The 22,584-nt window shown below is 66.7% G+C and carries 25 protein-coding genes; 7 read left to right on the forward strand and 18 right to left on the reverse strand.

Annotated features, from left to right (window positions below; all coding sequences use genetic code 11):
- Positions 1-46: 46 nt before the first annotated feature.
- Positions 47-1,699 (reverse strand): aminotransferase class III-fold pyridoxal phosphate-dependent enzyme, encoded by a 1,653-nt coding sequence (locus LLW23_RS12785; RefSeq protein WP_228945893.1) that lies wholly within the window; start codon positions 1,697-1,699, stop codon positions 47-49.
- A gap of 77 nt (positions 1,700-1,776) precedes the next feature.
- Here LLW23_RS12785 and asd point away from each other — a divergent pair, with 77 nt between their 5' ends.
- The gene (gene asd / locus LLW23_RS12790; protein ID WP_228945894.1) at positions 1,777-2,595 is read left to right on the forward strand and encodes an archaetidylserine decarboxylase; all 819 of its coding nucleotides are present in this window, start codon (positions 1,777-1,779) and stop codon (positions 2,593-2,595) included.
- 120 nt (positions 2,596-2,715) lie between these two features.
- Entirely contained in the window at positions 2,716-3,525 is an 810-nt protein-coding gene (locus tag LLW23_RS12795; RefSeq protein WP_228945895.1) for a SirB1 family protein, read from the forward strand.
- Positions 3,526-3,534: 9 nt separating this feature from the next.
- Here the strand turns inward: LLW23_RS12795 and LLW23_RS12800 are convergent, their stop codons facing one another.
- Together LLW23_RS12800 and LLW23_RS12805 are read right to left on the reverse strand one after the other, a co-directional pair.
- A complete protein-coding gene (locus tag LLW23_RS12800; protein ID WP_228945896.1) occupies positions 3,535-4,308 on the reverse strand; it encodes an SDR family NAD(P)-dependent oxidoreductase in 774 nt (257 codons plus the stop codon).
- Between the two features lie 15 nt (positions 4,309-4,323).
- Complete coding sequence (locus LLW23_RS12805; protein ID WP_228945897.1) at positions 4,324-4,617, reverse strand: 4a-hydroxytetrahydrobiopterin dehydratase; 294 nt, start codon at positions 4,615-4,617, stop codon at positions 4,324-4,326.
- A gap of 58 nt (positions 4,618-4,675) precedes the next feature.
- Between LLW23_RS12805 and LLW23_RS12810 the strand changes: the two genes are divergently transcribed.
- The 3 genes from LLW23_RS12810 to LLW23_RS12820 are packed head-to-tail and all read left to right on the forward strand — an operon-like array spanning position 4,676 to position 6,317.
- Complete coding sequence (locus LLW23_RS12810) at positions 4,676-5,086, forward strand: metallopeptidase family protein (RefSeq protein WP_228945898.1); 411 nt, start codon at positions 4,676-4,678, stop codon at positions 5,084-5,086.
- The gene (ccmA, locus tag LLW23_RS12815) at positions 5,083-5,685 is read left to right on the forward strand and encodes a heme ABC exporter ATP-binding protein CcmA (RefSeq protein ID WP_228945899.1); all 603 of its coding nucleotides are present in this window, start codon (positions 5,083-5,085) and stop codon (positions 5,683-5,685) included. Before LLW23_RS12810 ends, ccmA begins: the two co-directional genes overlap by 4 nt.
- Positions 5,686-5,705: 20 nt before the next feature.
- Positions 5,706-6,317 (forward strand): heme exporter protein CcmB, encoded by a 612-nt coding sequence (locus tag LLW23_RS12820; protein WP_408642048.1) that lies wholly within the window; start codon positions 5,706-5,708, stop codon positions 6,315-6,317.
- A gap of 27 nt (positions 6,318-6,344) precedes the next feature.
- Here the strand turns inward: LLW23_RS12820 and LLW23_RS12825 are convergent, their stop codons facing one another.
- The 15 genes from LLW23_RS12825 to LLW23_RS12895 all read right to left on the reverse strand — a co-directional run bounded on the left by LLW23_RS12825 (position 6,345) and on the right by LLW23_RS12895 (position 20,936).
- Entirely contained in the window at positions 6,345-7,364 is a 1,020-nt protein-coding gene (locus LLW23_RS12825; RefSeq protein ID WP_228945901.1) for a cell wall hydrolase, read from the reverse strand.
- A 138-nt stretch (positions 7,365-7,502) separates the two neighbouring features.
- A complete protein-coding gene (locus LLW23_RS12830) occupies positions 7,503-7,727 on the reverse strand; it encodes a hypothetical protein (RefSeq protein WP_228945902.1) in 225 nt (74 codons plus the stop codon).
- A gap of 26 nt (positions 7,728-7,753) precedes the next feature.
- A complete protein-coding gene (locus LLW23_RS12835) occupies positions 7,754-8,068 on the reverse strand; it encodes a hypothetical protein (RefSeq protein WP_228945903.1) in 315 nt (104 codons plus the stop codon).
- Positions 8,069-8,176: 108 nt separating this feature from the next.
- Complete coding sequence (locus LLW23_RS12840; protein ID WP_228945904.1) at positions 8,177-8,509, reverse strand: hypothetical protein; 333 nt, start codon at positions 8,507-8,509, stop codon at positions 8,177-8,179.
- A gap of 170 nt (positions 8,510-8,679) precedes the next feature.
- Positions 8,680-9,747: a chorismate synthase gene (gene aroC / locus LLW23_RS12845; protein WP_228945905.1), complete on the reverse strand. Its 1,068-nt coding sequence runs from the start codon at positions 9,745-9,747 to the stop codon at positions 8,680-8,682.
- A gap of 249 nt (positions 9,748-9,996) precedes the next feature.
- Positions 9,997-10,356 (reverse strand): endonuclease domain-containing protein, encoded by a 360-nt coding sequence (locus LLW23_RS12850; RefSeq protein WP_228945906.1) that lies wholly within the window; start codon positions 10,354-10,356, stop codon positions 9,997-9,999.
- A gap of 67 nt (positions 10,357-10,423) precedes the next feature.
- The gene (fabI, locus tag LLW23_RS12855) at positions 10,424-11,227 is read right to left on the reverse strand and encodes an enoyl-ACP reductase FabI (protein WP_270049235.1); all 804 of its coding nucleotides are present in this window, start codon (positions 11,225-11,227) and stop codon (positions 10,424-10,426) included.
- Positions 11,224-12,189, reverse strand: a complete 966-nt coding sequence (locus tag LLW23_RS12860) for a YihY/virulence factor BrkB family protein (RefSeq protein ID WP_408641963.1) — start codon at positions 12,187-12,189, stop codon at positions 11,224-11,226. Before LLW23_RS12860 ends, fabI begins: the two co-directional genes overlap by 4 nt.
- Before the next feature lie 28 nt (positions 12,190-12,217).
- A complete protein-coding gene (locus LLW23_RS12865; protein WP_228945908.1) occupies positions 12,218-13,159 on the reverse strand; it encodes a DnaJ C-terminal domain-containing protein in 942 nt (313 codons plus the stop codon).
- 63 nt (positions 13,160-13,222) lie between these two features.
- Positions 13,223-14,104, reverse strand: a complete 882-nt coding sequence (locus LLW23_RS12870) for a transglutaminase family protein (protein WP_228945909.1) — start codon at positions 14,102-14,104, stop codon at positions 13,223-13,225.
- Between the two features lie 148 nt (positions 14,105-14,252).
- Entirely contained in the window at positions 14,253-16,733 is a 2,481-nt protein-coding gene (locus LLW23_RS12875) for a circularly permuted type 2 ATP-grasp protein (protein WP_228945910.1), read from the reverse strand.
- A gap of 202 nt (positions 16,734-16,935) precedes the next feature.
- Positions 16,936-19,416 carry a DNA ligase D gene (gene ligD, locus LLW23_RS12880; protein WP_228945911.1) on the reverse strand — a complete coding sequence of 827 codons (2,481 nt, stop codon included), beginning with the start codon at positions 19,414-19,416 and terminating at the stop codon, positions 16,936-16,938.
- Positions 19,417-19,440: 24 nt separating this feature from the next.
- Positions 19,441-20,352, reverse strand: coding sequence for a non-homologous end joining protein Ku (ku, locus tag LLW23_RS12885; RefSeq protein ID WP_228945912.1), 912 nt, complete (start codon positions 20,350-20,352; stop codon positions 19,441-19,443).
- 36 nt (positions 20,353-20,388) lie between these two features.
- Complete coding sequence (locus LLW23_RS12890) at positions 20,389-20,697, reverse strand: type II toxin-antitoxin system RelE/ParE family toxin (RefSeq protein WP_228945913.1); 309 nt, start codon at positions 20,695-20,697, stop codon at positions 20,389-20,391.
- Entirely contained in the window at positions 20,685-20,936 is a 252-nt protein-coding gene (locus LLW23_RS12895) for a ribbon-helix-helix domain-containing protein (protein WP_228945914.1), read from the reverse strand. Before LLW23_RS12895 ends, LLW23_RS12890 begins: the two co-directional genes overlap by 13 nt.
- Positions 20,937-21,023: 87 nt before the next feature.
- Here LLW23_RS12895 and pdxH point away from each other — a divergent pair, with 87 nt between their 5' ends.
- The gene (gene pdxH / locus LLW23_RS12900) at positions 21,024-21,614 is read left to right on the forward strand and encodes a pyridoxamine 5'-phosphate oxidase (protein ID WP_228945915.1); all 591 of its coding nucleotides are present in this window, start codon (positions 21,024-21,026) and stop codon (positions 21,612-21,614) included.
- Positions 21,611-22,558 carry a cation diffusion facilitator family transporter gene (locus LLW23_RS12905; protein ID WP_228945916.1) on the forward strand — a complete coding sequence of 316 codons (948 nt, stop codon included), beginning with the start codon at positions 21,611-21,613 and terminating at the stop codon, positions 22,556-22,558. Before pdxH ends, LLW23_RS12905 begins: the two co-directional genes overlap by 4 nt.
- The last annotated feature ends 26 nt before the right edge of the window (positions 22,559-22,584 follow it).

Below are 22,584 nucleotides of genomic sequence, written 5' to 3' on the forward strand. Positions count from 1 at the left end.
GATCCCGGCTGTCGCGGGGGATGACGCTTCGGGTGGAGGAACGTTGCTACCGGGCTAGGCGCGCTCTCAGCGCCTGCTTCAGCACCTTGCGCCGGAGCAACTTGTCCGTCAGCCCTGCCGGCGTTTCCCACCAGCCATCTTCTGCCATTGCGCGAGCCGCCGCGGCGAAGCGACGGACGATATCGGCGAATAGTGCATTGTCGATGTCGAGGCTGAAGATCAGCCGCCCGGTGCCGACCCAGCTCAAGGCGAGGCCTTGCTCGCGGAGGTAATGTTGCAGCATCCAATTATAGGCCGCGGGCCGCGTGTACAGGATCGTCCAGACGGACTGGAGATGCGCGACCCGCACTGGTACCCCCGCGTCCTCAAGCGCGGCGTTGAGCAGCGCCGCTCGCGCATCCCAGCGGGCGTCGATGCCGTCGTACATGGCGCGGACCTCGGGCGTGTCGAGCCGGCGCAGGAAGGCGTTCATCGCGCCCATGACATAGGGATGCGCGTTGAACGTGCCGCGCGCGAAGCAAATGTCGAGCGGCCGCTCGTCGCGCCAGCGCCGCATCAGCGGGGCGCGCCCGGCGAGCACGCCGACCGGCAGCCCGCCGCCCAGCGTCTTGCCATACGTGACGAGATCGGGCCGGACGCCGAAGTACTCGGCAGCGCCGCCGGGGGCGAGCCGGAAGCCCATGAAGACTTCGTCGAAGATCAGGACGATGCCGTTCGCCCGGCACGTCTCCGCAAGGCGGTGCAGCCAGGCGCGATAGGCGGGCAGATCGGTGCCGGCGCGCCGGCTGCTATCGACCAGCTGATTGTCCGACGGTGCGCTGCCGTTGGGGTGGAGCGCCTGGAGCGGGTTCACCAGCACGCAAGCGATGTCCTTTCGCGAGGCGAGCACCGCCAGCGTCTGATCGGACATGTCGGCGAGCGTCAGCGTGCGATCGGCGGGGACGGGGTTGCCAATTCCCGGCTGCACGTCGCCCCACCAACCGTGGTAGGCGCCGGTAAAGCGCACCAGCCGCTCGCGTTTCGTGTGGTATTGCGCAAGCCGCACCGCCTGCATCACAGCCTCGGTGCCGGACATGTGGAACGACACCTCGTCCATGCCCGACAGCGCCGTCAGCCGGTGGACGTTGTCGGCCACGACCGGGTGATAGGCACCGAGCACCGGGCCGAGATCGGCCACCAGCGCTGCGCCTTCGGCGATCGTCTGCTTGTAAAACTCATACCCGAACAGGTTGACGCCGTACGATCCGGTCAGGTCGATCAGTCGGTTGCCGTCGAGATCGATCACGACCGGCCCTTCGGCGCGATCGAGGAAGGCGCCAGTGCCGAGGGTCTCGCGCACGCGCTTGCTGAACGGGAACGGCACGCGATAGGCGCTGGTGAACTGGAGATCCGACAGGCCGGTGCGCGTTTCGCGGGTGAGCGCGAGCGTCTTGGGGAAGCGCTGCTCGAACACCGCGCCGAGCCGTTCGAAGCCGGCCTGGCGGCGCAGCGCGACTTCGGCGGGGGCGCCATCGACCTGAAAATAAGCGTCGGGTTCATGGCTGAAGGCCGGCATCTGCCCCGCGACCCGCTTGGCCATGCGGACATGGCCGCCGAGCGAGGGATGCTTGGCGCGCGAGAGCGTGAGCCGCTGACGGGCCTTGTGGAGCGCCAAGGCGCCTGCGGAGCCGCCGACGATGCCGGCAAGGATCGGGTTCATGGCGCCATTCACCGCGCGGAGGTGACGGGCGCATGACAATCCGCTCGGCATTGATGAAGCTAGTGTTGCAGGAGGACTTGAATTTTCTCCTGACCAATCGCTTGCCACGACGGTTGGCGACGCGGCTGGTCGGCCGGATCGCGCGGATCGAGCATCCGGCAGTGCGCGTGCCGTCAATCGCCGCGTGGCGCTTCTTCTCGGGCGTCGACCTTTCCGATTCAGCGACGACGAGCTTCGGCTCGTTGCGCGATGCGTTCGTTCGGCCGTTACGCCCCGGCGCGCGGTCGTTCGTTTCCGATCCCACAGTGATTGCGAGCCCGTGCGACGCGATCGTCGGCGCACACGGACCGGTGGAGGACGGCCGTGCCTATCAGGTAAAGGGCTTCCCCTACCGGCTGGACGAGCTGTTGCCCGATCCGGCGCTTGCCGCACGCTTTGCTGATGGACAGTTCGTCACGCTGCGGCTGACCGCTGGCATGTACCACCGCTTCCACGCGCCGGCGGACCTGGCCGTCGAGGCGGTCACCTATCTTTCGGGGGACTGCTGGAACGTCAATCCGATCGCGTTGAAGCGCGTCGAGCGGCTGTTCTGCCGCAACGAGCGCGCGGTGATCGAGGCGAGGCTCGCCGATGGCATGCCGCTGCTGCTGGTGCCCGTTGCGGCGATCCTGGTGGCAAGCATCCGGCTGACGTTCCTGGATACGCCGGCCTTGCTGCGCGACCGCGGGCCGGGGCGAGTGGCGTGCGATGCGGCGGTGTCCAAGGGTGAAGAGATGGGCTGGTTCGAGCATGGATCGACGATCATCATCATTCTGCCGCGCGGCGCGACGCTGATGCCCACGCTCGTGGAGGGGCAGGCGATCCGGGCGGGAGAGGCGTTGGCAACCGCGGCGTGACGAAACCGCCTCTCCGGCGAACCGTGGTGATGACGACGGCGCGCGGTTCATGTGCGTTAACTTCCCTCAAGCGCGGCGCGCCGGCGGGGAACTCCCTGCTTCCGTGCACGTCTCCATTTGATGGAAGATGCCATCGCCCATCTCGGCTTGGTCGACGATGAGGAAATCCTGCTCGACGCCGACGCGCTGAAACTTGCGAAGCTCGATCACCCCGATGTTTCACTGGCGCCGTATGTCGACCTGCTCACCGACGTGACCGAACGGCTGGTGATCGTTGGCGGCGATGCCGAGAGCGCGGCGGACCGTGCCGCGGTGCTGGCGCAGGTGCTTGGGGGCGAGTTCGACTTCCATGGCGATACCCGCACGTATGACGATGCGCGCAACGCCGATCTCATCAGTGTTCTCGATCGGCGTCGCGGCCTCCCGGTGAGCCTCGCGATTCTCTATGTTGCCGCGGCGCGGCGGCTCAGCTGGAGCGCCGACGTGCTCAACACGCCGGGCCACGTCCTGCTGCGGCTGGGATCGGCGGTGGAGCCGGTGCTGGTGGATGCTTTCGCCGGTGGCCGGATCGTCGAGGCGCCACAACTCAACGAATTGCTCGAGCGGATGCTTGGGCGCGGCGCGTCGGCGACCAGCGAGCACCTAGCGGCGATGACAAATCGCGCGGTCTTGGTTCGCCTGCTGATGAACCAGGCGACGCGCGCAGAGGCGGCGGGGGAGCTTGATCGCACGCTGACGCTGTACCGCCGAATCACCACGATCGCGCCGTCGCACAGCCATGGTTGGTGGGAACGCGCGCGGCTCGAACTGCTGCGCGGCGATGTGCGCGGGGCACGATCGAGCCTCAGTGCGATGCTGGAGATGACGCGCGAGCCGGGCCTGCGCACGCGCATCTTCGCGGCGCTGGAGGCCTTGTCGCATCGGTTGTGAGGCAGGCGCCTAACGGTCCTGCCCGCCATCGACCGGGATCACGGCGCCGGTCACGAAGCTTGCCATCGGGCTGAGCAGGAACGCGGCGACCCGGCCGATTTCCTCGGGCCGGCCGAAGCGCTGCAGCGGGACTTCGCGCTTGATCCAGCGCCACCACGTTTCGGCGCGCTGCCCAGTCGAACGATCTTCCCACTCGCCGCCGGGGAAGATGATGTTGCCGGGCGCGATCGCGTTAACGCGTACGCCGGTGGGTCCGGCGATGACCGCGAGTTCCTTCGACAGATGGTTCATCGCCGCTTTTGCGGTGCCGTAGGTAAGCGGCGAGCCCTTGGCCGCCAGCCCCGCGATCGAGGTGATCATCACGAGCGATCCTTGGCGCCGCGCCGTCATCCCGCGCAACGCCGCGCGTGCCAGGAAGAACGCCGAGTCGAGGTTCTGCGCAAACCCGCCGCGCCAGACGTCATCGGCCATCTCGAAGCCGGGCGGGCAAGGGTGAAGCCCGACATTGCCGACTGCGCCCCACAATGGCCCGAACGCTGTCTCGGCATCGGCAAGCGAGTCTTCGACCACTGCCGATACCGTCATGTCACCGGCGAAGCTGTGAATGCTCTGCGCACCGTAGCGGTTCGCTAGATCGGCATGCGTCGCGGCCAGCGCATCGGCCCCGCGCGCAGTGATCGCCACCCGAGCGCCCTCTGCGAGGCACGCCTCGACGATGCCAAGCCCGATGCCGCGGCTACCGCCTGCGACGAAGATCGCCTTGCCGGCCAATCCCAGGTCCATACGATACCTTCCTTCTTACCCGTCGAGGATCGAGTCGATCGCGGTTGCGAGCTCGACATCGCGTTCGGACAGCCCGCCGGCGTCGTGCGTGGTCAGCGTGATCTCGACCCGGTTCCACACATTGGTCCATTCCGGGTGGTGATCGGCCTTCTCGGCGATCAACGCGACTTGCGTCATGAAGCCGAACGCTTCGGCAAAGTCGGTGAAGACGATCGATCGCGTGATCGCATCGCGACCTTCATCGTAATCCCAGTCGGGCAGGGTATCGAGCGCGTCGGCGCGCTCGGTTTCGCTCAGTTGATCGACCATATGGCTCTCCCTGTTCGACACTTGTCGCGTGCGAAGCCGAAGGCCTATGGCGGACGCGATGAGCGGACAAGACCTTCCGGGCGAACCTCCATCGCTAGCGGCGATCGATCGGCATGCGCGCACGGTCATCGCGCGGCTGCCGGCAGCGTTTCGCGCGCACCTCGGCGACGTTGTGCTGATCGTCGAGGAGGAAGCGGACGAGGAAACGCTGGCGAGCCTCGGGATCGAGCATCCGCTGGATCTCAGCGGCGTGTACCACGGGCGTCCGGTGGGCGAGAAATCCGTATTCGAGTCGGGTGCGGTGCCCGATCGCATCCACCTCTACCGCCAATCGATCCTCGCCGAATGGTGTGAGACGGGGGTGCGGCTCGACGATCTTGTCGCGCATGTCACGATCCACGAGATCGGGCACCATTTCGGTCTCAGCGACGACGACATGCACGCGCTCGAGGACGCGGTGGCGGATTGAACGCGGCGCTCGACGTGCGCGAGGTCGCCTGCCGACGCGGCGGGCGGTTGCTGTTCGCATGCGTGTCGCTGTCGCTGGCGTCAGGCGGGGCGGCGATCGTCTCGGGGCCGAACGGGTGTGGCAAGTCGAGCCTGTTGCGGCTGGTTGCCGGCCTGCTGCCGCCGCTAGCAGGGAGCGTGACCCGTACGGGCGGCGCTGCGTTGCTGGGCGAGGCAAGTGCGCTGGATGGCGAACGACGGCTCGACGCGGCCTTGCTGTTCTGGGCGATGCTCGACGGGACGCCCGACCCAGCGGGCCGCGTTTCTCGCGCGCTTGCGGACGTTGCGCTCGAGCCTATCGCCGACGTGCCGGTGCGGCTGTTGTCGACCGGGCAGCGCCGGCGCGCGGCGCTTGCGCGCGTGATTGCGAGCGGTGCGGGGCTCTGGCTGCTCGATGAGCCGGCGACGGGGCTCGACACGGCGTCGATCACGCTGCTCGAGGCGGCCGTTGCGCGACATCGAGCGGCGGGCGGGATTGCGGTGGTAGCGACGCACCAACCGCTGGCGATTGCCGATGCGGCAATGCTCGATCTTGCCCGGCACGTGGAGTTTGCGACGTGATCGCGCTGGTGTTGCGCGAGATGCGGCGTGGCTATGCGGGCGGGGGAGCGACGCTGACGGTCGGGTTCTTCCTGCTGGTGGCGATCCTGTTTCCGTTTGCGATCGGGCCGGATGCGCTGCTGCTTGCGCGGATCGGCGGCGGGGTGATCTGGTCGGCAGCGTTGCTCGCGGCGCTTCTGCCGGTCGAGCGGCTGATCGCGCCCGATCTCGACGCTGGCGTATTCGACCAGCTCGCGGTCCGCGGGCAATCGCTCGCGGGCGTCGCTGCGGCGAAGATCGTCGGGCATTGGCTTGCGTTCGCGCCACCGGTGATGGCGGCGGCGCTGATTTCGGCGGGGCTTCTCGGGATCGATGCGGCGACGTTGCTGGCGATCGAAGCGGGGCTTGCTATCGGCACGCCGGGGCTGGCCGCGCTGGCGGTCGCGACGGGGGCGCTTACAGCAGGGCTGCGCGGGGCAGGGGCGATCGCCGGGATCATCATGCTGCCGCTCGCGATCCCGCTGCTGATCTTCGGGGCTGGGGCAGTCGATGGCAGTGGCGGGGGGCTCAAGTTGCTGGCGGCGGTCAGCCTGCTGCTGGTCGCCGGGGCGCCGTTCATTGCGGCGGCGGCGATCCGTGTGGGGATGGAGTAAGTCCTCAGACGCGCCGGTCGGGGCGGATCATCGCAACGGCTTTCCCGAGTCCTTCCAACGATCAAGCACTTGCGACTCGGCTGGAGCAGGCGGCGTGGCCGGCGCGAGGGCAGTACCGCTATTGCGATGCTCGGGCAGGATCTGCGCGGTCGGCGTCACCGCCGGGGCGATCGGCACTGGATGCGCGAGTGCGATCATCGGCACGATGGGCACCGCGCGCGGGGCTGGGCCGGGGAGCGGCTCGCGACCAGTGTAGCTCTGGCGAAACGCGAGCGGGGTGCCCCAATAGCCCTTCCAGCGATGGAAGAAATGCGCGCCAATTGCGTCGGTCATCACCAGCGTGCGGTTCCACGACGGGGTGACTGCGAACGTGTGATAGTGCGTGGCGAGCCCGACGGGAGTGAAGACATAACCCGCCAGCGCCACCGCCGCCGTGCGCGCGGCGCGTACCCAGCCGGTGCGCGAGGGGACGCGCGCCATCGATCCGTCGCAGGCATAGCTGAACTGGCAACCGCTCGCGCGCTCAGAACCTTGGTAGATCACGCCGCAGACAGTGGCGGGGAAGGCCGGGTGGCGCACGCGATTGAGCACGACCTGTGCAACCGCCCGCTGACCATCGTCCGATTCAGACGCCGCCTCGTAATAGATTGCGGCTGTGAGGCATTCGAGCGCACGGGCGCGGTCAGTCGAGGACGCGGCGCGCGTTGAGAAAGGCAGCGCCGGAGTGACGGTGGAGGCGGTCGGCGTGATCAGCAGGGGCAGGTCGAGCGGCTCTGGCGGAAGCTCGGCGGTGCCCGTCGCGCCGCCGCCGGGGGAAGCGATGGCCGGCATAAGGGGTTGAGCGGAATTGGCACGCGCGACCTGCGTGGTCACTGCCTGCGGTTTTGCGACCGGGATCAGCGACATGGCGGCGTGCGCTGACAACGCGACACCGGCAACGATCGGGGTGGCGACCAGCGCTGCCTTACGCCAGGCGCGACGCAGGCCGGGGCGCTTGGCCGCCCGCATCGCTGCTCGCTCGCTGGGGTGCAGCGCAACGTAACTCAACTCGGCCTCCTGCAGGAGCGGCAGCGGCGACAGTGCCGCGCTGGAGCGCGCCTAATGCGATCTTATGAAGAAATCCCGCGCGAATTCAGTGCTGTCCCGTCGCGGTACGGGATGTGGTTAATGATACGATGATCCCGCTTACTTCGGCTCGATCGGGGGCGGGGAAGCTGAATCGTCCAGCATGTTGTCCGCGCCACCTGCGGTGTCATAGGAAGGCGCCGGCATTCCCGAATTGCCTGGACCGCTGGTGTTGGCGATCGCGACATTGTTGTTCGTTGGCGCGGAAGATGGATCTACGACTTGCGCGAGCGCGGCGGTTGAGAGCGCAAGGATCGCGACGCTGGCGGTGGTGGCAATGCGCATGATTAATGGTCCTTTCATGATTCGGTTCAGAGCTGCGGCGCCGTCGGCGCGGGCACTGCGATGCCGGAGCCGAGCCGCTGCACCCCGGCAGGACCATCGGTGATCGTCGAAGAAGAGGGTACGCCGCGACGGGCTGAGGCATCGCGAGCGGCTTGATCGGCGCGGGTGCGATCGGCTTCGGCTTGCGTGCCGAGGTCGGGGGCGGGGAGCGGCGTACGCGCAATCGACCGATCGATCGCGTTCGGCTCGATACGACGCGACATGCTGTCCGCAGTCTGCGCCTGCGCTGCTGTCGTGACGGTGGCACACGCGGCCAACATGATCATCGTAAGACGCATCATTTGTTCCCCTGGCTTGCGCCAACCAGACGCCGCAGGACGGTTCAAGTTCCTGACAACACGCAAAAAGCCCGGCAGAATTACTGCCGGGCCCGTTTGCAATTTATCGAATCAGCGCTGCGGTGGGGTGGTTGGTGCGGTCGTGGTCGGATCGGTCGGGCTCGACATCGTCGATGGGTCGCTACTCGGATCCATCGTCGGTGCGCCGGTCTGACTTGCCGGCGGCGTCATGGTCGTGCTGTTCGGCGTCTTGGTTCGACGATCACGCTTCGACGTGGTTGACGGAGACGACGTTGATGGCTCCATCGTTGACGGCGAGGTCGTGGACGGCATGGTCGTCGTTGACTGCGGGTCCATCGACGAAGAACCTGCGGGCGCCGACTGCGCGAGCGCTGCACCCGGAATGATGAGGGCTGCTGCTGCGATGAGCGTGAATGACTTCATGGGTAACTCTCCTGTGTGTTCCCGTTGTCATTAGAACCCGTCGCTCGGCGGAAAGTTCAACGGACCAACCCTCTTAAGGCTCGGTTCGTCAACATTACTCGTGTTTAGCCAAGGATGATTCGCATTCGGCGATCTTCCTTGGAAAGGTGCAATGTATGTTTGCTAGTTGCTTAGCCGCACTGTGCCCGATGCAGCAGATATTGATCGGCGAGCACTAGCGCGACCATCGCTTCGACCACCGGGGCACCGCGGATGCCGACGCACGGATCGTGCCGGCCCTTGGTGGCGATTTCTGCCGCGTCGCCGCTGCGGGTGATCGTTTCGACCGGTATGAGAATCGAACTGGTCGGCTTGAACGCGACACGCAGCCGGATCGGCTGGCCGGTCGCGATCCCGCCAGCGATCCCGCCGGCGTGATTGGCGAGGAAGATCGGGCCGTCATTACCTGGGCGCATGCGATCAGCGTTCTCCTCACCCGACAGCGCCGCGGCGGCGAAACCATCGCCGATCTCGACGCCCTTGACGGCGTTGATCGACATGGCGGCAGCGGCAAGTTCGCTGTCGAGCTTGGCGTAGAGCGGCGCGCCCCAGCCGGCGGGTACACCGGTGGCCTCGCACGCGACGACTGCGCCGAGCGAGGAACCGGACTTGCGCGCGGCATCGACCTTTTCCTCCCAGCGCGCGGCGGCGGCGGGATCGGGGCAGAAGAGCGGGTTTGCATCGATCAGCGCGTCGTCGAAGGCAGCATAATCGATCGCGTCGCCGCCGATCGCCTCGACCCAAGCGCGAACGCGGACCTGCGGGATCACAGCGCGGGCGATGGCGCCGGCCGCGACGCGTGCGGCGGTTTCGCGCGCGGACGACCGCCCGCCGCCGCGATAGTCGCGGAAGCCGTATTTGGCGTCATAGGCATAGTCTGCGTGGCCGGGGCGGTAGGCCTGCGCGACTTCGGAATAATCCTTCGAACGCTGGTCAATGTTCTCGATCATCACGCTTATGGGGGTACCAGTAGTGTTACCTTCGAACACGCCCGAGAGGATGCGGACCTGATCCGGCTCGCGGCGCTGGGTGGTGAAACGCGAGGTGCCGGGGCGGCGCTTGTCGAGCCACGGCTGGATATCGGCTTCGGTGAGCGCAATGCCCGGGGGGCAGCCATCGATGACGGCGCCGAGCGCGGGGCCGTGGGACTCGCCCCAGGTGGTGAAGCGAAATACGCGGCCGAAGGTGTTCCAGCTCATGCTGCCCAACTGCGAATGTTGACAATGTTGAGGGTGTCGCGCGGGTTTGTGGCGGGCCGGGGGATCGTCATTCCGGGTTAGTGGCAGATCGGGGGCGGGTAGGACAGATGGGGTGTTCGCAGGCCCTCACCTTCCCACCGCTTCGCGGCGGGCCCCTTCCTCTCCCCCGAGGTGAGAGGAGATTTGGGCCCTCTCCCCGTGGGGGAGAGGGAGGGGCCCGCGGCGCGGAGCGGCGTGGGAGGGTGAGGGTTAGAGATGGGCGGTAATCGTGGCGGCGACGCCTTCGACGTTCTGGATCACGTCGGCATTGGAGAAGCGGAGGACGCGGTAGCCTTCGTGGTGGAGGAAGGCGGTGCGTTTCGCGTCGTGAGCGATCGCTTCCGGCGTGGCGTGAGTGTCGCCGTCTACTTCGATGACGAGGCGGGCTGACTGGCAGACGAAATCGGCGATGTACGGGCCGATGCGTTGCTGGCGACGGAATTTGGCGCCTTCCAGAGCGCTGTTGCGGAGGATCGACCAGAGGCGGGCTTCTGCTGGGGTGGCGTTGCGGCGCAGGGCGCGGGCTCGGCCGATGGTGCCGTCGTCTTTGGTGAACCTTGAGCTTGCCACTGGCCCTCACCTTCCCACCGCTGCGCGGCGGGCCCCTTCCTCTCCACCAAGGGGAGAGGAGTAAAGATCACACCAGCGCGATGTCGGGTGCGTCCTCTGCCTTCATGCCGATGACGTTATAACCAGCGTCGACGTGGTGGATCTCGCCGGTCACGCCGCTGGCGAGATCGCTCAGCAGGTACAGGCCGGCGCCGCCGACGTCGTCGATCGTCACGTTGCGCTTCAAAGGCGAATTGTGCTCGTTCCACTTCAGGATCAGGCGGAAATCGCCGATGCCGCTCGCGGCGAGCGTCTTGATCGGGCCGGCCGAGATCGCGTTGACGCGGATGTTGTCGCGGCCGAGATCGACCGCGAGATATTGCACGCTGGATTCAAGCGCGGCCTTGGCGAGGCCCATCACGTTGTAATGCGGGATCACCTTTTCGGCGCCGTAATAGCTGAGCGTCAGCAGACTGCCGCCGTCGGGCATCATCCGCGCGGCGCGCTGACACACTGCGACAAACGAATAGACGCTGATGTTCATCGTCATCAGGAAATTGTCGAGGCTGGTATCGACGAAACGGCCGCGCAGCTCGTTCTTGTCGGAAAAGCCGATCGCGTGGACGACGAAGTCGATCGTCGGCCAAGTCTCGGCGAGCTTCGCGAAGGTGGCGTCGAGCGCGGCCATGTCGCTGACGTCGCAATCGTACAGGTGCGGCGTGCCGAGCTGCTCGGCGAGCGGCCGAACCCGCTTCTCCATCGTCTCGCCCTGGTAGCTGAAGGCGAGCTCCGCGCCAGCCTCGGACAGCTTCTTGGCGATCCCCCAGGCGAGTGACTTGTCGTTGGCGAGGCCCATGATGAGCCCCCGTTTGCCTGCCATCAATGCGTTCACAATGTCGCCTTCGTTCCCGTCTGGGTGGGCACCCCCTCTAGACCCGTCTCGGGCGGTTCCGCCAGTGCCGCGTTGAGATGCGCGCCGAAGACGAGTCCGAGACCGATCAGGTAGAAGAACAGCAGCATCACGACGACGCCCGCAAGACTGCCGTAGGTGAGATCGTAGCCGCCGAGACTCGACAGGACGAGCGGGAGGCCGGCGGTCATGCCGATCCACCAGGCCGCGGTGAAGAGTGCGCCCGGCCATTTGCGATTGGTGGAATAGCGATATTTGCTCGGCGTGACGAAGTAGAACAGCATGTAGAGCGCGCCGAACATCACGAGACCTGGGATCGCACGGCTGATCCCGATCCAGCCGGCGACGTCCTGTGCCCAGGGCAGCAGCTTGTATATGAACTGTTCCGCCGCGGTGAGGATGCCCTGCACCAGGAACGACACCAGTGCGAGGATCACCGAGGCGACGATCCCGAGGCTGAGCCCCAGCCGCGCGCGCCACAGCGCCTGCGAACTTGTCGTGCCATAGGCGCGGCGGAAGATCTCGCGGATCGTCTCGACGAAGCTGCCGACCGTCCAGAGCCCGACGAGCGCGCCGAACCAGAGCAGCGATCCGGTGCGCGCGGTGAGCACGTCGGAAATCGGCTTGCGCAGGATGTCGCTGACATTGGGCGGCAGGACGTGGAGGAATGATTCGACCGCGGTGCGCGTTTCGGCATTCTGGCCGAAGATCGACAGGACCGCCGCGGCGACGATGAAGAACGGAAATACCGTCATCAGCGCAAGATAGGCAAGGTTACCCGCGTGGATGAAGCCATCGGTATAAACGCCGATGCCGGCGCGCTTCATCACTTCGTACGCGTAACTGCCGGGCTTTACCTTGGCGAGCTGACGATTGAGGTGGACGTGCGCGTGTCGATGATGGCCGCGATCTTCCGGCGTCAAGGCGATTGTCGCGTCGTCCACTAACACATCCCCCTGATGTTGCAGGAGATCAGACGCCCATCTCGGTGCGCGGGTTCCCCGGCGCGGACCAACCATCGACGAATGCGGCGAGCGCGGCATCGTCCGCGGGCACGTCGATCATGAGCGTGACGAGCTGATCGCCGCGTGTTCCGTCCTTCTTATGGAAGCCCTTGCCCTTCAGGCGCAGCGTTCGTCCCGACGTGGTGCCCTTGGGCACGGTGAGCATCACTGGCTTTTCGACCGTCGGCACCTTGATGCTTCCACCCTTCACCGCTTCGACCAGTGTGATCGGCAGGTCGAGCCGCACGTCGTCGCCGTCGCGGGTGAAATAGCGGTGCGGCTGGACGTCGATCGTGACGATCGCATCGCCCGCGCCGCCGGGGCCGGGCTCGCCCTTGCCGGGAACGCGCATCTGCGTGCCGGACTCGACACCGACGGGGAGCTTGAGATCGATCGTCTTGCCGTCGGCAAGCGTCACGCGCTGCGGCGCAAGCGCGGCGGCGTCGACGAAGGGGACGCGGAGGCGATAAGCGGCGTTGGCGCCCTTGGGAGGCGGCGCCTGGCGTCGGCCGAAGCCGCTCGCAAAGCCGCCAGCGGGGCCGGCTGCGCCGCTACGCCCGCCGAACAGCCCTTCGAAGATGTCGGACATGTCGACGCCCTCGGCTGCCGTGCCGAAATCCTGCGACCGAAAGCCGCCCGCGCCGCCGGGGCGCGCGCCGGCAAAGCCGCCACCGAAGGGCGAGGCGGGATTACCGTCACCGTCGATCTCGCCGCGATCGAAGCGTGCGCGCTTGTCCTTGTCGTTCAGCAGATCATAGGCTGAAGTCACCTGGCTGAAGCGCTCGGTAGCCTTGGGATTGTCCTTGTTGCGATCGGGATGCAGCTCCTTGGCGAGCTTGCGATACGCCTTCTTGATGTCCGCCTCGGAGGCGCCCCGCGCCACGCCGAGCGTCGAATATGGATCCGCCATTGTTGCCCCGGTTGGTGTGTTATTGGACTATGTGGGGGAGGTGAGCGCGGGGTGCAATCCGCGTCACTCCTCCACCGGCGCGACATCGACCGATACGTCCATCTCCTGCGCGCCCGAGCCGAGGACGACGCCGTCGACCGGCGCGATCTCGGCATAGTCGCGGCCGACGGCCATGACGATATGATCGCTCGCCATCCAGATGCCGTTGGTTGGATCGAGCCCGATCCAGCCGCGCACCGGGCCGCACCACAGGAGTACCCAGGCGTGCGTCGCATCCGCGCCGACGAGCCGCGGCTGGCCCTCGGGCGGGATCGTGCGGATATAGCCCGAGGCATAAGCGGCGGGGAGGCCGGCGGCGCGCAGCCCGGTGATCATGATCTGCGCGAAATCCTGGCACACGCCGCGGCGCTGCGCGAAGGCTTCGTGCGGGGGCGTGTCGACCAGCGTGGCGGTGGCGTCGAATTCGAAATCACGTTGGATGCGACGGGCAAGTTCGATGCCGGCCTCCAGCGCGCCGCGGCCGGGATCGAGATCGGGCGCGCAATAAGCGGCGATCTCGTGATCGAGCGGGATCAGCGGGGAGGGGAAGAGGTAGCTGGCAGGGCCGGCGGGGGAGAGATCGCGGCTGGCGCGGGCCGTGGCGGCGATCTCGCCAAGCGTAGGGTCGCTTTCATCGGGGACGGGAACGAGGCGGTCGACCGTGACGCGCGCGATGCTCTCGATCGTCAGCTTGCGAACCGGCTCGTCGATCGTCAGCCGGGTGACGTTGGCGAGCCCGGCCTCGGCGCGCGCGGGCGTGGTGCGGCCGGCGGGGGAGACGTTGAGCGTATAGGTTTCGAGCCGCTGGCCTGGCCAGTCGATCGGCTTCAGCCGCAGGTTGCAGCGCGCGAACTTGACGTGCGCGCCGTAATCGAAGCGCGTGACGTGGACGATATCGTAGATCATTTCATCCTCCCCCGCAGGGGGAGGGGGACCGCCGCGCGCAGCGCGGGGGTGGAGGGGCTGGCTGGGTGCAGCGGTTCCGCCCGGCCAGCCCCTCCACCAGCTTCGCTGGTCCCCCTCCCCGTTCCGGGGAGGACTTTGCGAGCGTGCATCATGCCAGCGTCAGCCCGCCGGCGCGAAGCGGCTCGGCGCCTTGCAGGAAATAGCGGCGTGCGACTGCGTCGGACAGGCGGAACAGGCGGTGTTCGATCCGGTCCAGCGTGGCGCCGTCGAGCGTCGCGGCGTTGGCGATCGAGACCATCGCCTTGAGCTCGGTCGCTTCGGCCTGCTGATCTTCTGCCATTCCGTCGTCGTCGAGCACGGGGAGTCCGGCGAGATGCTCGCAGATCCGCTCGACCTGGAACGCCAACGCGCGCGGGTTGCCGGGATCGAGCGCGACGAGATCGACCACCGGCACGCGGGCGATGCCGGTGAGGTAGCGCTGGCGATAGCTGATCTGGCTGTCGGCGAGATCGAGCAGCGTCGACAGATCGTCGAGCGAGGCGCCGGGGAGGCCGAAGGCACGAGTCGCGCGGGCGAGCGCGCCGGCGCGTTCGATGCGGCGGCCCAGATCGTGGAAGCGCCAGGCGGCGGTGCGGCTCATATGCTCGGCCGACAGCCCCGCGATGGCGGCGTAGCGGCGCTGGAGCGAGCCGGCGCGATCGAGCATGCCGCGGTGTGAGGGGAAGGGCGCGTCGAGCAGCCGGACCATGTCGGCCGACAGGCGATCGCGCGAGCCTTCGCCGATGCGGCGCGCGTGGCGGTTGATCTCGCGGACCGACTGCCAGGTGCCGTCGATCGATTCCATCGCGGTGCGCGCGAATTGCGTGAGGTCGGCGCGCTTCATCGCGGCCGGCACTGGTGCGGCACCCGCGGCGACGATCAAGCCGACGAGGCGGCTGACCGTATCGGGGCCAAGCGCGGCGCCGCCGTCGGCGTCGATCGAATTGCCGAGCATCACGCGAATGATCGCCAGCAGCGCCTCGCCGCGTTCGAGGTAGCGGCCGAGCCAGTAGAAATTGTCGGCGACGCGGCTGGGCAAGGTGCCGGGATTGCGGCGGACCTGGAGCGAATCGGGAGCGGGGAGGAGCGATTCGAAGTCGCCCATATGGCGGCCGTGCACCACGACGTCAGCGGACCATGTTCCCTCGCCCATCACGGCGGCGCGCGGATCGGGGTGTTCGCCGATGCGCGCGAAGCCGCCGGGCATGACGGTCCATTCGCCGTCCGCCCCGCGCGCGGCGAAAACGCGCAGCGTGAACGGGCGCGCGACGAGGCCGTCACCGGCGACAACGGGCATGGTGGAGAGGCGGACGATTTCCTGCCCGACATAATCCTGCGGGCGGCGGCGGAGGTCGGCAAGCAGCGTGGCGCGCTGTTCGTCGCTGAGGTCGCTGCCGGAAATTGCGGCGTCGTCGGGCAGACCGAGCGTGCCCGAGCCGAAAGCCGGCGCGATGACGAGGTTCGCCAGATCCTCCTCGACGCTCGCGCGCTCGCGATCCTGCCCGCACCACCAGGTGGCGATGTTGGGCAGGCTAAGGTCAGCCCCGGTGAGGCGGACGGAGAGTTGGGGCAGGAAGGCGTTCCACGCCGGCGCCTCGAGCAGCCCGACGCCGGGGGCGTTGGAGAGCACGACATTGCCGGCGGCGTAGGCGTCGATCAGGCCGGGGACGCCGATCTGCGAATGCGTGTCGAACGCGAGCGGATCGAGGAAGCGCGAATCGAGCCGGCGCCACAGCGCGTCGATCCGCTTGAGCCCGCCAATGGTGCGGACATAGACCTTGTCCTCCAGCGCGGCGAGATCGGCGCCCTCGACCAGCAGCAGCCCGAGATAGCGCGCGAGATGCGCCTGTTCGGGGTAGCTGGGGTTGTAACGGCCGGGCGTGAGCAGCCCGATACGCGGATCGGTGCGGCGGCAGAGCGCGGCAAGACCGTCGCGGAAGGCGGCGAAGAAGGGCGCGTGGCGGGCGACATCGAGCCGCGCCTGCAGGCCGCCCAGCGTACGGCTGACGGCGAGGCGGTTCTCGAGCGCATAGCCGGCGCCGGTCGGCGCGCGGAGATGGTCGGCGAGCACGCGCCACTCGCCGGTCGGCCCGCGGGCGATATCCACCGCGACGAAATGTAGGTGGTGCCCGCCGGGCGGCGGCAGCCCGACGAGCTGGCGCAGGAAAAACGGGCTGCCGGCGACGAGCGTCGCGGGAATGAGGCCGTCGGCGACGAGCTTTGCCTCGCCGTAGAGGTCACCCAGGATCGTCTCGAACAGGTTCGCGCGCTGGACGATGCCGCGTTCGATGCCGTCCCATTCGTCGCTGGCGATCAGCAGCGGTACGGGCGAGAGCGGCCACGGGCGCTCGTCCGCCTCGCCGATGATGCGGAACCCCGTGCCGATGTCGGCGGCATGGCGCTGCACGCGCTCGCGCGCATGGCCGAGATCGTCGCCGACGAGCGTCGCGAGTTCCTCGAACATGGCCAGCCAGGGCGCATCGTCCGCGCCGCACACCACATCGCCGTCTGTGCCGGCATGCGCGCAATAATCGTCGATCCAGCGGCGCGCATGCGTGGCGGCATCGAAGAGGGCGGGTTGCGTTGCCAAGTGGCCGAATTTCCTTTGGCCTGTGGGCGGCGACGCAAACCGTAGCGGGGGGATGCGGCGGCGCAATATGAATTGTTGGGGGCACCCCTTCTCCGTTCGTGCCGAGCGAAGTCGAGGCATGGGCCGCAGGCGGTGCGCTTGTGGCTTGTCCCTCGACGTTGCTCGGGACGAACGGTGGATGAGGTGCGCCTCGATCAGTCGGTTACAGCTCAGGCAGCATCTGATCTGCCACGCCCCAGCCGGCGAGGGCGCGGCTGTTGGCGCGGTCGATCAGTTCGGCGGCGTCGGTGACGTGCCAGCGTGCCGCGGTGTCGATGATACGGAGCTCGGACCACGATACCGGTGCCGCGACCGGGGCGCCTTCGCGAGCGCGGGCACTGAACGGCATGATGGCGGTCGCGCCGCGCTGGTTGCGTAGCCAGTCGATGAAGATGCGCCCCTTCCGCTTCGCCTTGGACATGGTGGCGACGAAGCGGTCGGGCTCGGCCTGCGCCAGCGCGCGCGCGAAGCGATCGGCGAAGCTCTTTACGGCGGGCCATTCGGCACCTGGCGTCAGCGGCACGACAACATGGACGCCCTTGCCGCCCGAGAGCAGCGGGAAGCTGAGGAGGCCGAGCTCGGCGAGCTGGTTCTTGAGATAGTCGGCGGCCTTCTTGGTATCCTCGAAGTCGAGCCCTTCGTCGGGATCGAGATCGAACACGAGGCGATCAGGCTGTTCGAGATGGTCGATCGACGATCCCCAGCCGTGGAACTCGATCGTGCCCATCTGCACGCATCCGACGAGGCCATCGGCATCGTCGACGTAGAGATAATTCTCGGTCGAACCGTCCTTTTCGAGGATCGGCACCTGATGGACGTGATCGCCGAACGAGCCGGCGTCGTGCTTCTGGAAGAAGCATTTCTTGCCCCGCCCCTGCGGGCAGCGCACGAGGCTGATCGGGCGGCGTGCGCTCCATGGCAGCATGATGCCGGCGACCTGTGCGTAGTAATCGGCGAGATCGCCCTTGGTGATCGTCGAATCGGGGAAGAGCAGCCGATCGCGGCTGCTGACCTTCACCGTCGACGTGGGGGCGGCCGGGGCGGGCTCGGGCTTTTCCGCTACGACCTCGCTCGCTGGCTTGTCGCCGCGTAGGCCGAGGAAGCTCGAATGGCGCAGCACGCCATCGGGCGTGGTTTCGGCGAAGGCGATCTCGGCGACGAGCTTTGGCGTGACCCAATGCGCGCCCTTCACGGCGGTGCGCAGGTTTTTGGGCACCTCGACCGTCGGCGTCTTGCGCGCGAGCTTGGCGAGCCGCTCGCCGAGGTCGATCATCGTATCGTTGGAAAAGCCGGTGCCGACCTTGCCGGCGTACCGCAGTTCGCCATCCTCATGCAGGCCGAGCAGCAGCGCGCGGAAGCCGCGCGTTTTTTCCGACGGGGTCCAGCCGATGATGACGAATTCCTGGCGCCGGGTGCATTTAACCTTGAGCCACGCCTTGGTGCGCGCGCCGCGATAAGGCGCATCGGCCTGCTTCGAGACGATCCCTTCGAAGCCTTCCTTGCACATCGTCTCGAACAATTGCTCGCCCGAGCCGATGACGTGTTCGCTGAACTGGATGCGATCGCCGCCGGGGATGATCGCGCGCAGGCGCTCCTTGCGCTGGACGTTGGGGAGCGGGCGCAGGTCTTCGCCGTCCTGTTCGAGCAGGTCGAAGGCGAAGAAGGTCATGTCGCCACTCGCGGAGATGGCGTTCTTGAGCGTGGAGAAATCGGGGCGGCCGTCCTTGAACGCGACGATCTCGCCGTCGAGCAGCGCCGTGCCGACGTCTAGCTCAGCCGCGGCGTCGGCGATGGCCTGGAATTTGTCGGTCCAGTCGAGCCCGCTGCGGGTGTGGACCTTTGCGGTGCCGCCGCCGACGGCGATTAGCGCGCGATAGCCGTCATACTTCACCTCGTGCAGCCATGTGCTGCCGGCGGGGACGGCATCGACGAGGGTGCAGAGCTGGGGTTCGGTAAAGGCGGGCGGGGTGCCGGTGTTCTTGCGGACGCGGCGATGGGCGGGCGATACCTGCTCGGGTGCCGACTTGGCTTTGGCGGTGGCTTTGCGCTTCTTCGGCTCGGCGGCCGGCTTTTTGCCTTCCGCGATCTCCAGCATCGTGCGGCCGGTCTCGATGCTCGTCAGGCCGGTTTCGACGAGCGTGTCGGTGCCGCCGGCGTGCGCGTCGTCGATCTTGCGCAGTAGCCAGTTCTCGCTCTTCTCCTTGCCGCGCGGCTTCAGCCGAATGAGCAGCCATTCGCCCTTCATCCGCTCGCCATCGAGGACGAAGTGGAGATGGCCCTCGTCGAGATCCTTGTTCGACTTGCCCTTGATGACCGACCAGGTGCCGCGATCCCATAGCATTACGGTGCCGCCGCCATATTCGCCCTTGGGGATCGTGCCCTCGAAGGTAGCGTAGCTGAGCGGGTGATCCTCGGTGCGGACGGCGAGGCGCTTTTCGTTCGGATCGAGGCTCGGGCCGCGCGTGACGGCCCAGCTCTTGAGGACGCCGTCCATCTCGATTCGGAAATCCCAGTGCAGCCGCGATGCGTCGTGCTTCTGGACCATGAAGCTGTTGCCGTTGCCGGGCGCGAGCGTGCCGGCGGGCTCGGCGGTTTTCGAGAAGTCGCGCTTGGCGTTGTAGCGGGCGAGGGGATCGGTGCTCATGTTAGGATCCGAGCATCGGCGGGCTTACGCACGTTTCTTGACTGCGGGCTTCTTCGACGGGGCAGCTGCGGCGGGAGCCTTTTTCGCCGCTGGCTTCTTCGCGGGTGCCTTCGTCGCGGTCGCCTTCGCAGGGGCCGTGGCGCCCGACTTTTCCATCGACTTCTTCAGCGCCGCCATCAAGTCGACGACATTCGAGGCGGAGCGGCCGCCGCCGTCACCCTTGTCGTCGATGATCTTGCGGTTGCCCTTCTGCTCGCGCTTGCGCTCGATCAGATCCTTCAGCGCATCGACGTAGCGATCGTGGAAGATCTGCGGGTCGAACGCGCTGCTCTTCTTCTCGATCAGCGCTTCGGCGAGATCGAGCAGCTCGCTGTCAGGCTTGGCATCGGGGATGTCGCGGAAATAGCCTTGCGCCTTGTTGACCTCGTCGGCGTAGCGCAGTGTTTCGAGCACCATCCCGCGCCCGCATGGCTTCAGGCTGACGACATATTCGCGGCCGCGCATCGCTAGCTGACCGAGTCCGACCTTTCGGGTGCGCTTCAATGCCTCGCGCAGGACGATGAAGGCTTCCTCGGCGAGATCGTCGGCGGGGACGACGAAATACGGCTTCTCGTAATAGAGCACGTCGATCTCGTTGGCGTCGACGAACTGGGTGAGTTCGAGCGTCTTCTTCGATTCCAGCTTCACCGAATCGATCTCGTCCTGATCGAGCAGGACATATTCGCCCTTTTCGATCTGGAACCCCTTCATGATGTCGTCGGGATCGACCGGGCCAACGCCGTCGGCGACCTTCTCATAATGGATCGGCTGGCCGGTCGGTTCGTGGATCTGCTTGAACGAGACCGCTGCGCCCGATTTCGTGGCGGAATAGATCTCTACTGGGATCGAGACGAGCGCGAGCCGGATCTGTCCCTGCCAATATGCACGTGCCGCCATCCGGGTTAGCCTTCGTCGTTGCGAAGCCGATTCAATTCATGGCGGAAGGAGTCGTTCCGCGCTAGCAAATGCATCAAGGTTTCGGGCGCCGTGCACGATGGCCAGGATCGTAACGAAGCCCTCGACTTCATAGATGATCGCATAACGGCCGTGGTTGAGCCTGCGCGCATTTGGGCCAAAACGTGGTGCCGACGGAAACCGGCTTGGGAATTCACCAAGTGACCGGCAAGCCGCCTCAAGCTCGCCGAGGAAAGTCGTGGCCCGGGCTGGATTGTCTTGCGCAATATAGTCGCCGACCTCGCGCAGATCGCGCTGCGATTGAGGCGAAAATATTACTTCGGCCAATTGCGGTATCGCTCGCGCAATTCCTCGAAGACTTGGTCCATTGAAATGCCTTCGCCGCGTGCGATCTCGGCGCGGCCTTGCGCGACCTTCGCCTCGACCATCGTTTCCCAGCGCTCTTGTTCATCAAGCAGGCGAAGGCCCCTGTCGACGACTGCGTCATGTGAGCCGTAGCGGCCCGATGCGACAAGTCGATCGACCAGACGTACACTCTCAGGCGTCAGATTATAGGCTTTTGCCATGCAGGGTCTCCGTGCGACCGATATTAGATCACCGCCGCCCGCGATCAATCGTGGATCGGTCGGGATCGACGCATTATGACCCCCCCAATGTCCACCGACCCGATCACCCTGTTCGACGCCTGGTTTGCCGAGGCGAAAGCGAGCGAGCCCAATGATCCCAATGCGATGGCGCTCGCGACCGCGGATGCCACCGGGCGCCCCGCGGTGCGAATGGTATTGCTGAAAGGGCATGGGGCGGATGGCTTCGTGTTCTATACTAATCGCGACAGCCGCAAGGCGGGCGATCTGGCGGCCAATGCGCAGGCGGCGCTGCTGTTTCACTGGAAGTCGCTGCGGCGGCAGGTTCGGATCGAGGGGGCGGTGACGCCGGTGAGCGAGGCGGAGAGCGATGCGTATTTCGCCTCGCGCGGGCGCGATTCGCAGCTGGGGGCATGGGCGTCGGAACAGTCGCGGCCGCTGGCGGCGCGGTCGATCTTCGAGGCGCGGTTCGAGGCGATGAAGTTTCGTTTCGAAGGCCAGGACGTGCCGCGCCCGCCGTTCTGGGGCGGCTATCGCGTGACGCCCGATCGGATCGAATTTTGGCAGGATCGCGCGCATCGCCTACATGAGCGGCGATTGTTCACGCGCACTGGTGCAGATCAGGGCGCGGGGTGGGACGAAGGCCAGTTGTATCCATGACTCGTGACGAACGCCGCCGGATCATCCCGCTCGCCATGCGCGCGGCGCTGGCGAGCGTCGCGATGGCGCTGTTTCTGCTCGCGCTTAAGGGTTTTGCGGCGTGGCACACGGGCTCGGTCGCGATGCTCGGCAGTCTCGCCGACACGGGGCTCGACCTGCTTGCCAGCCTCGTCACCTTGTATGGCGTGAAGCTCGCCGGTGAGCCGGCCGATTCGGATCACCGCTTCGGCCATGGCAAGGCGGAGGCGCTGGCGGCGTTGTTTCAGGTGGTGCTGATCACTGCCTCGGCGATCGGCATCGCGTGGCAGGCGGTGCAGCGCTTTTCAAATCCGCGCGCGAACGAGGATGCGTCGCTCGGCATTGCCGTGTCGCTGGTGGCGATCATCGCAACCTTCGGGCTGCTGGCGTATCAGCGTAGCATCATCCGCCAGACCGGATCGGTCGCGATCCTGGCTGACAATGTGCATTACCAGTCGGACGTGCTGCTCAACGTCGCGGTGATCGCGGCGCTGGCGCTCGACCAGTATCTCGGGATTTCGGGGGCCGACCCGGTGTTCGGCATCGCGATCGCGCTGTGGCTCGTCTGGGGCGCATTCCAGGCGTCGAGCCAGGCGATCGACATGCTGATGGACAAGGAATGGTCCGAGGATCAGCGCGCCGCCTTCATCGAGGTCGCGGCGCGCCAGCCGGGCATTCGCGGCATCCACGATTTCCGCACGCGCCGCTCGGGGACGCAGGATTTCGCGCAATTCCACATGGAGGTCGACCGGAACCTGACGATCGGCGGCGCGCATGACATCGTCGAGAGCGTCGAGCGGCGGCTGCGTGACGTGTTCCCGCGCGTTGAGGTGCTGATCCATCTCGATCCCGAAGGCCATGTCGATACCGACAATCCGCTGGTCGAGGCCGACGTGACGCCGCACTGGTTCGGCAAGCGCGTCTAGATACTCACCGCAACTCGAGAAGGCAC

Origin of the sequence: Sphingomonas radiodurans, assembly GCF_020866845.1 — a bacterium.
GTDB lineage: Bacteria > Pseudomonadota > Alphaproteobacteria > Sphingomonadales > Sphingomonadaceae > Sphingomonas > Sphingomonas radiodurans.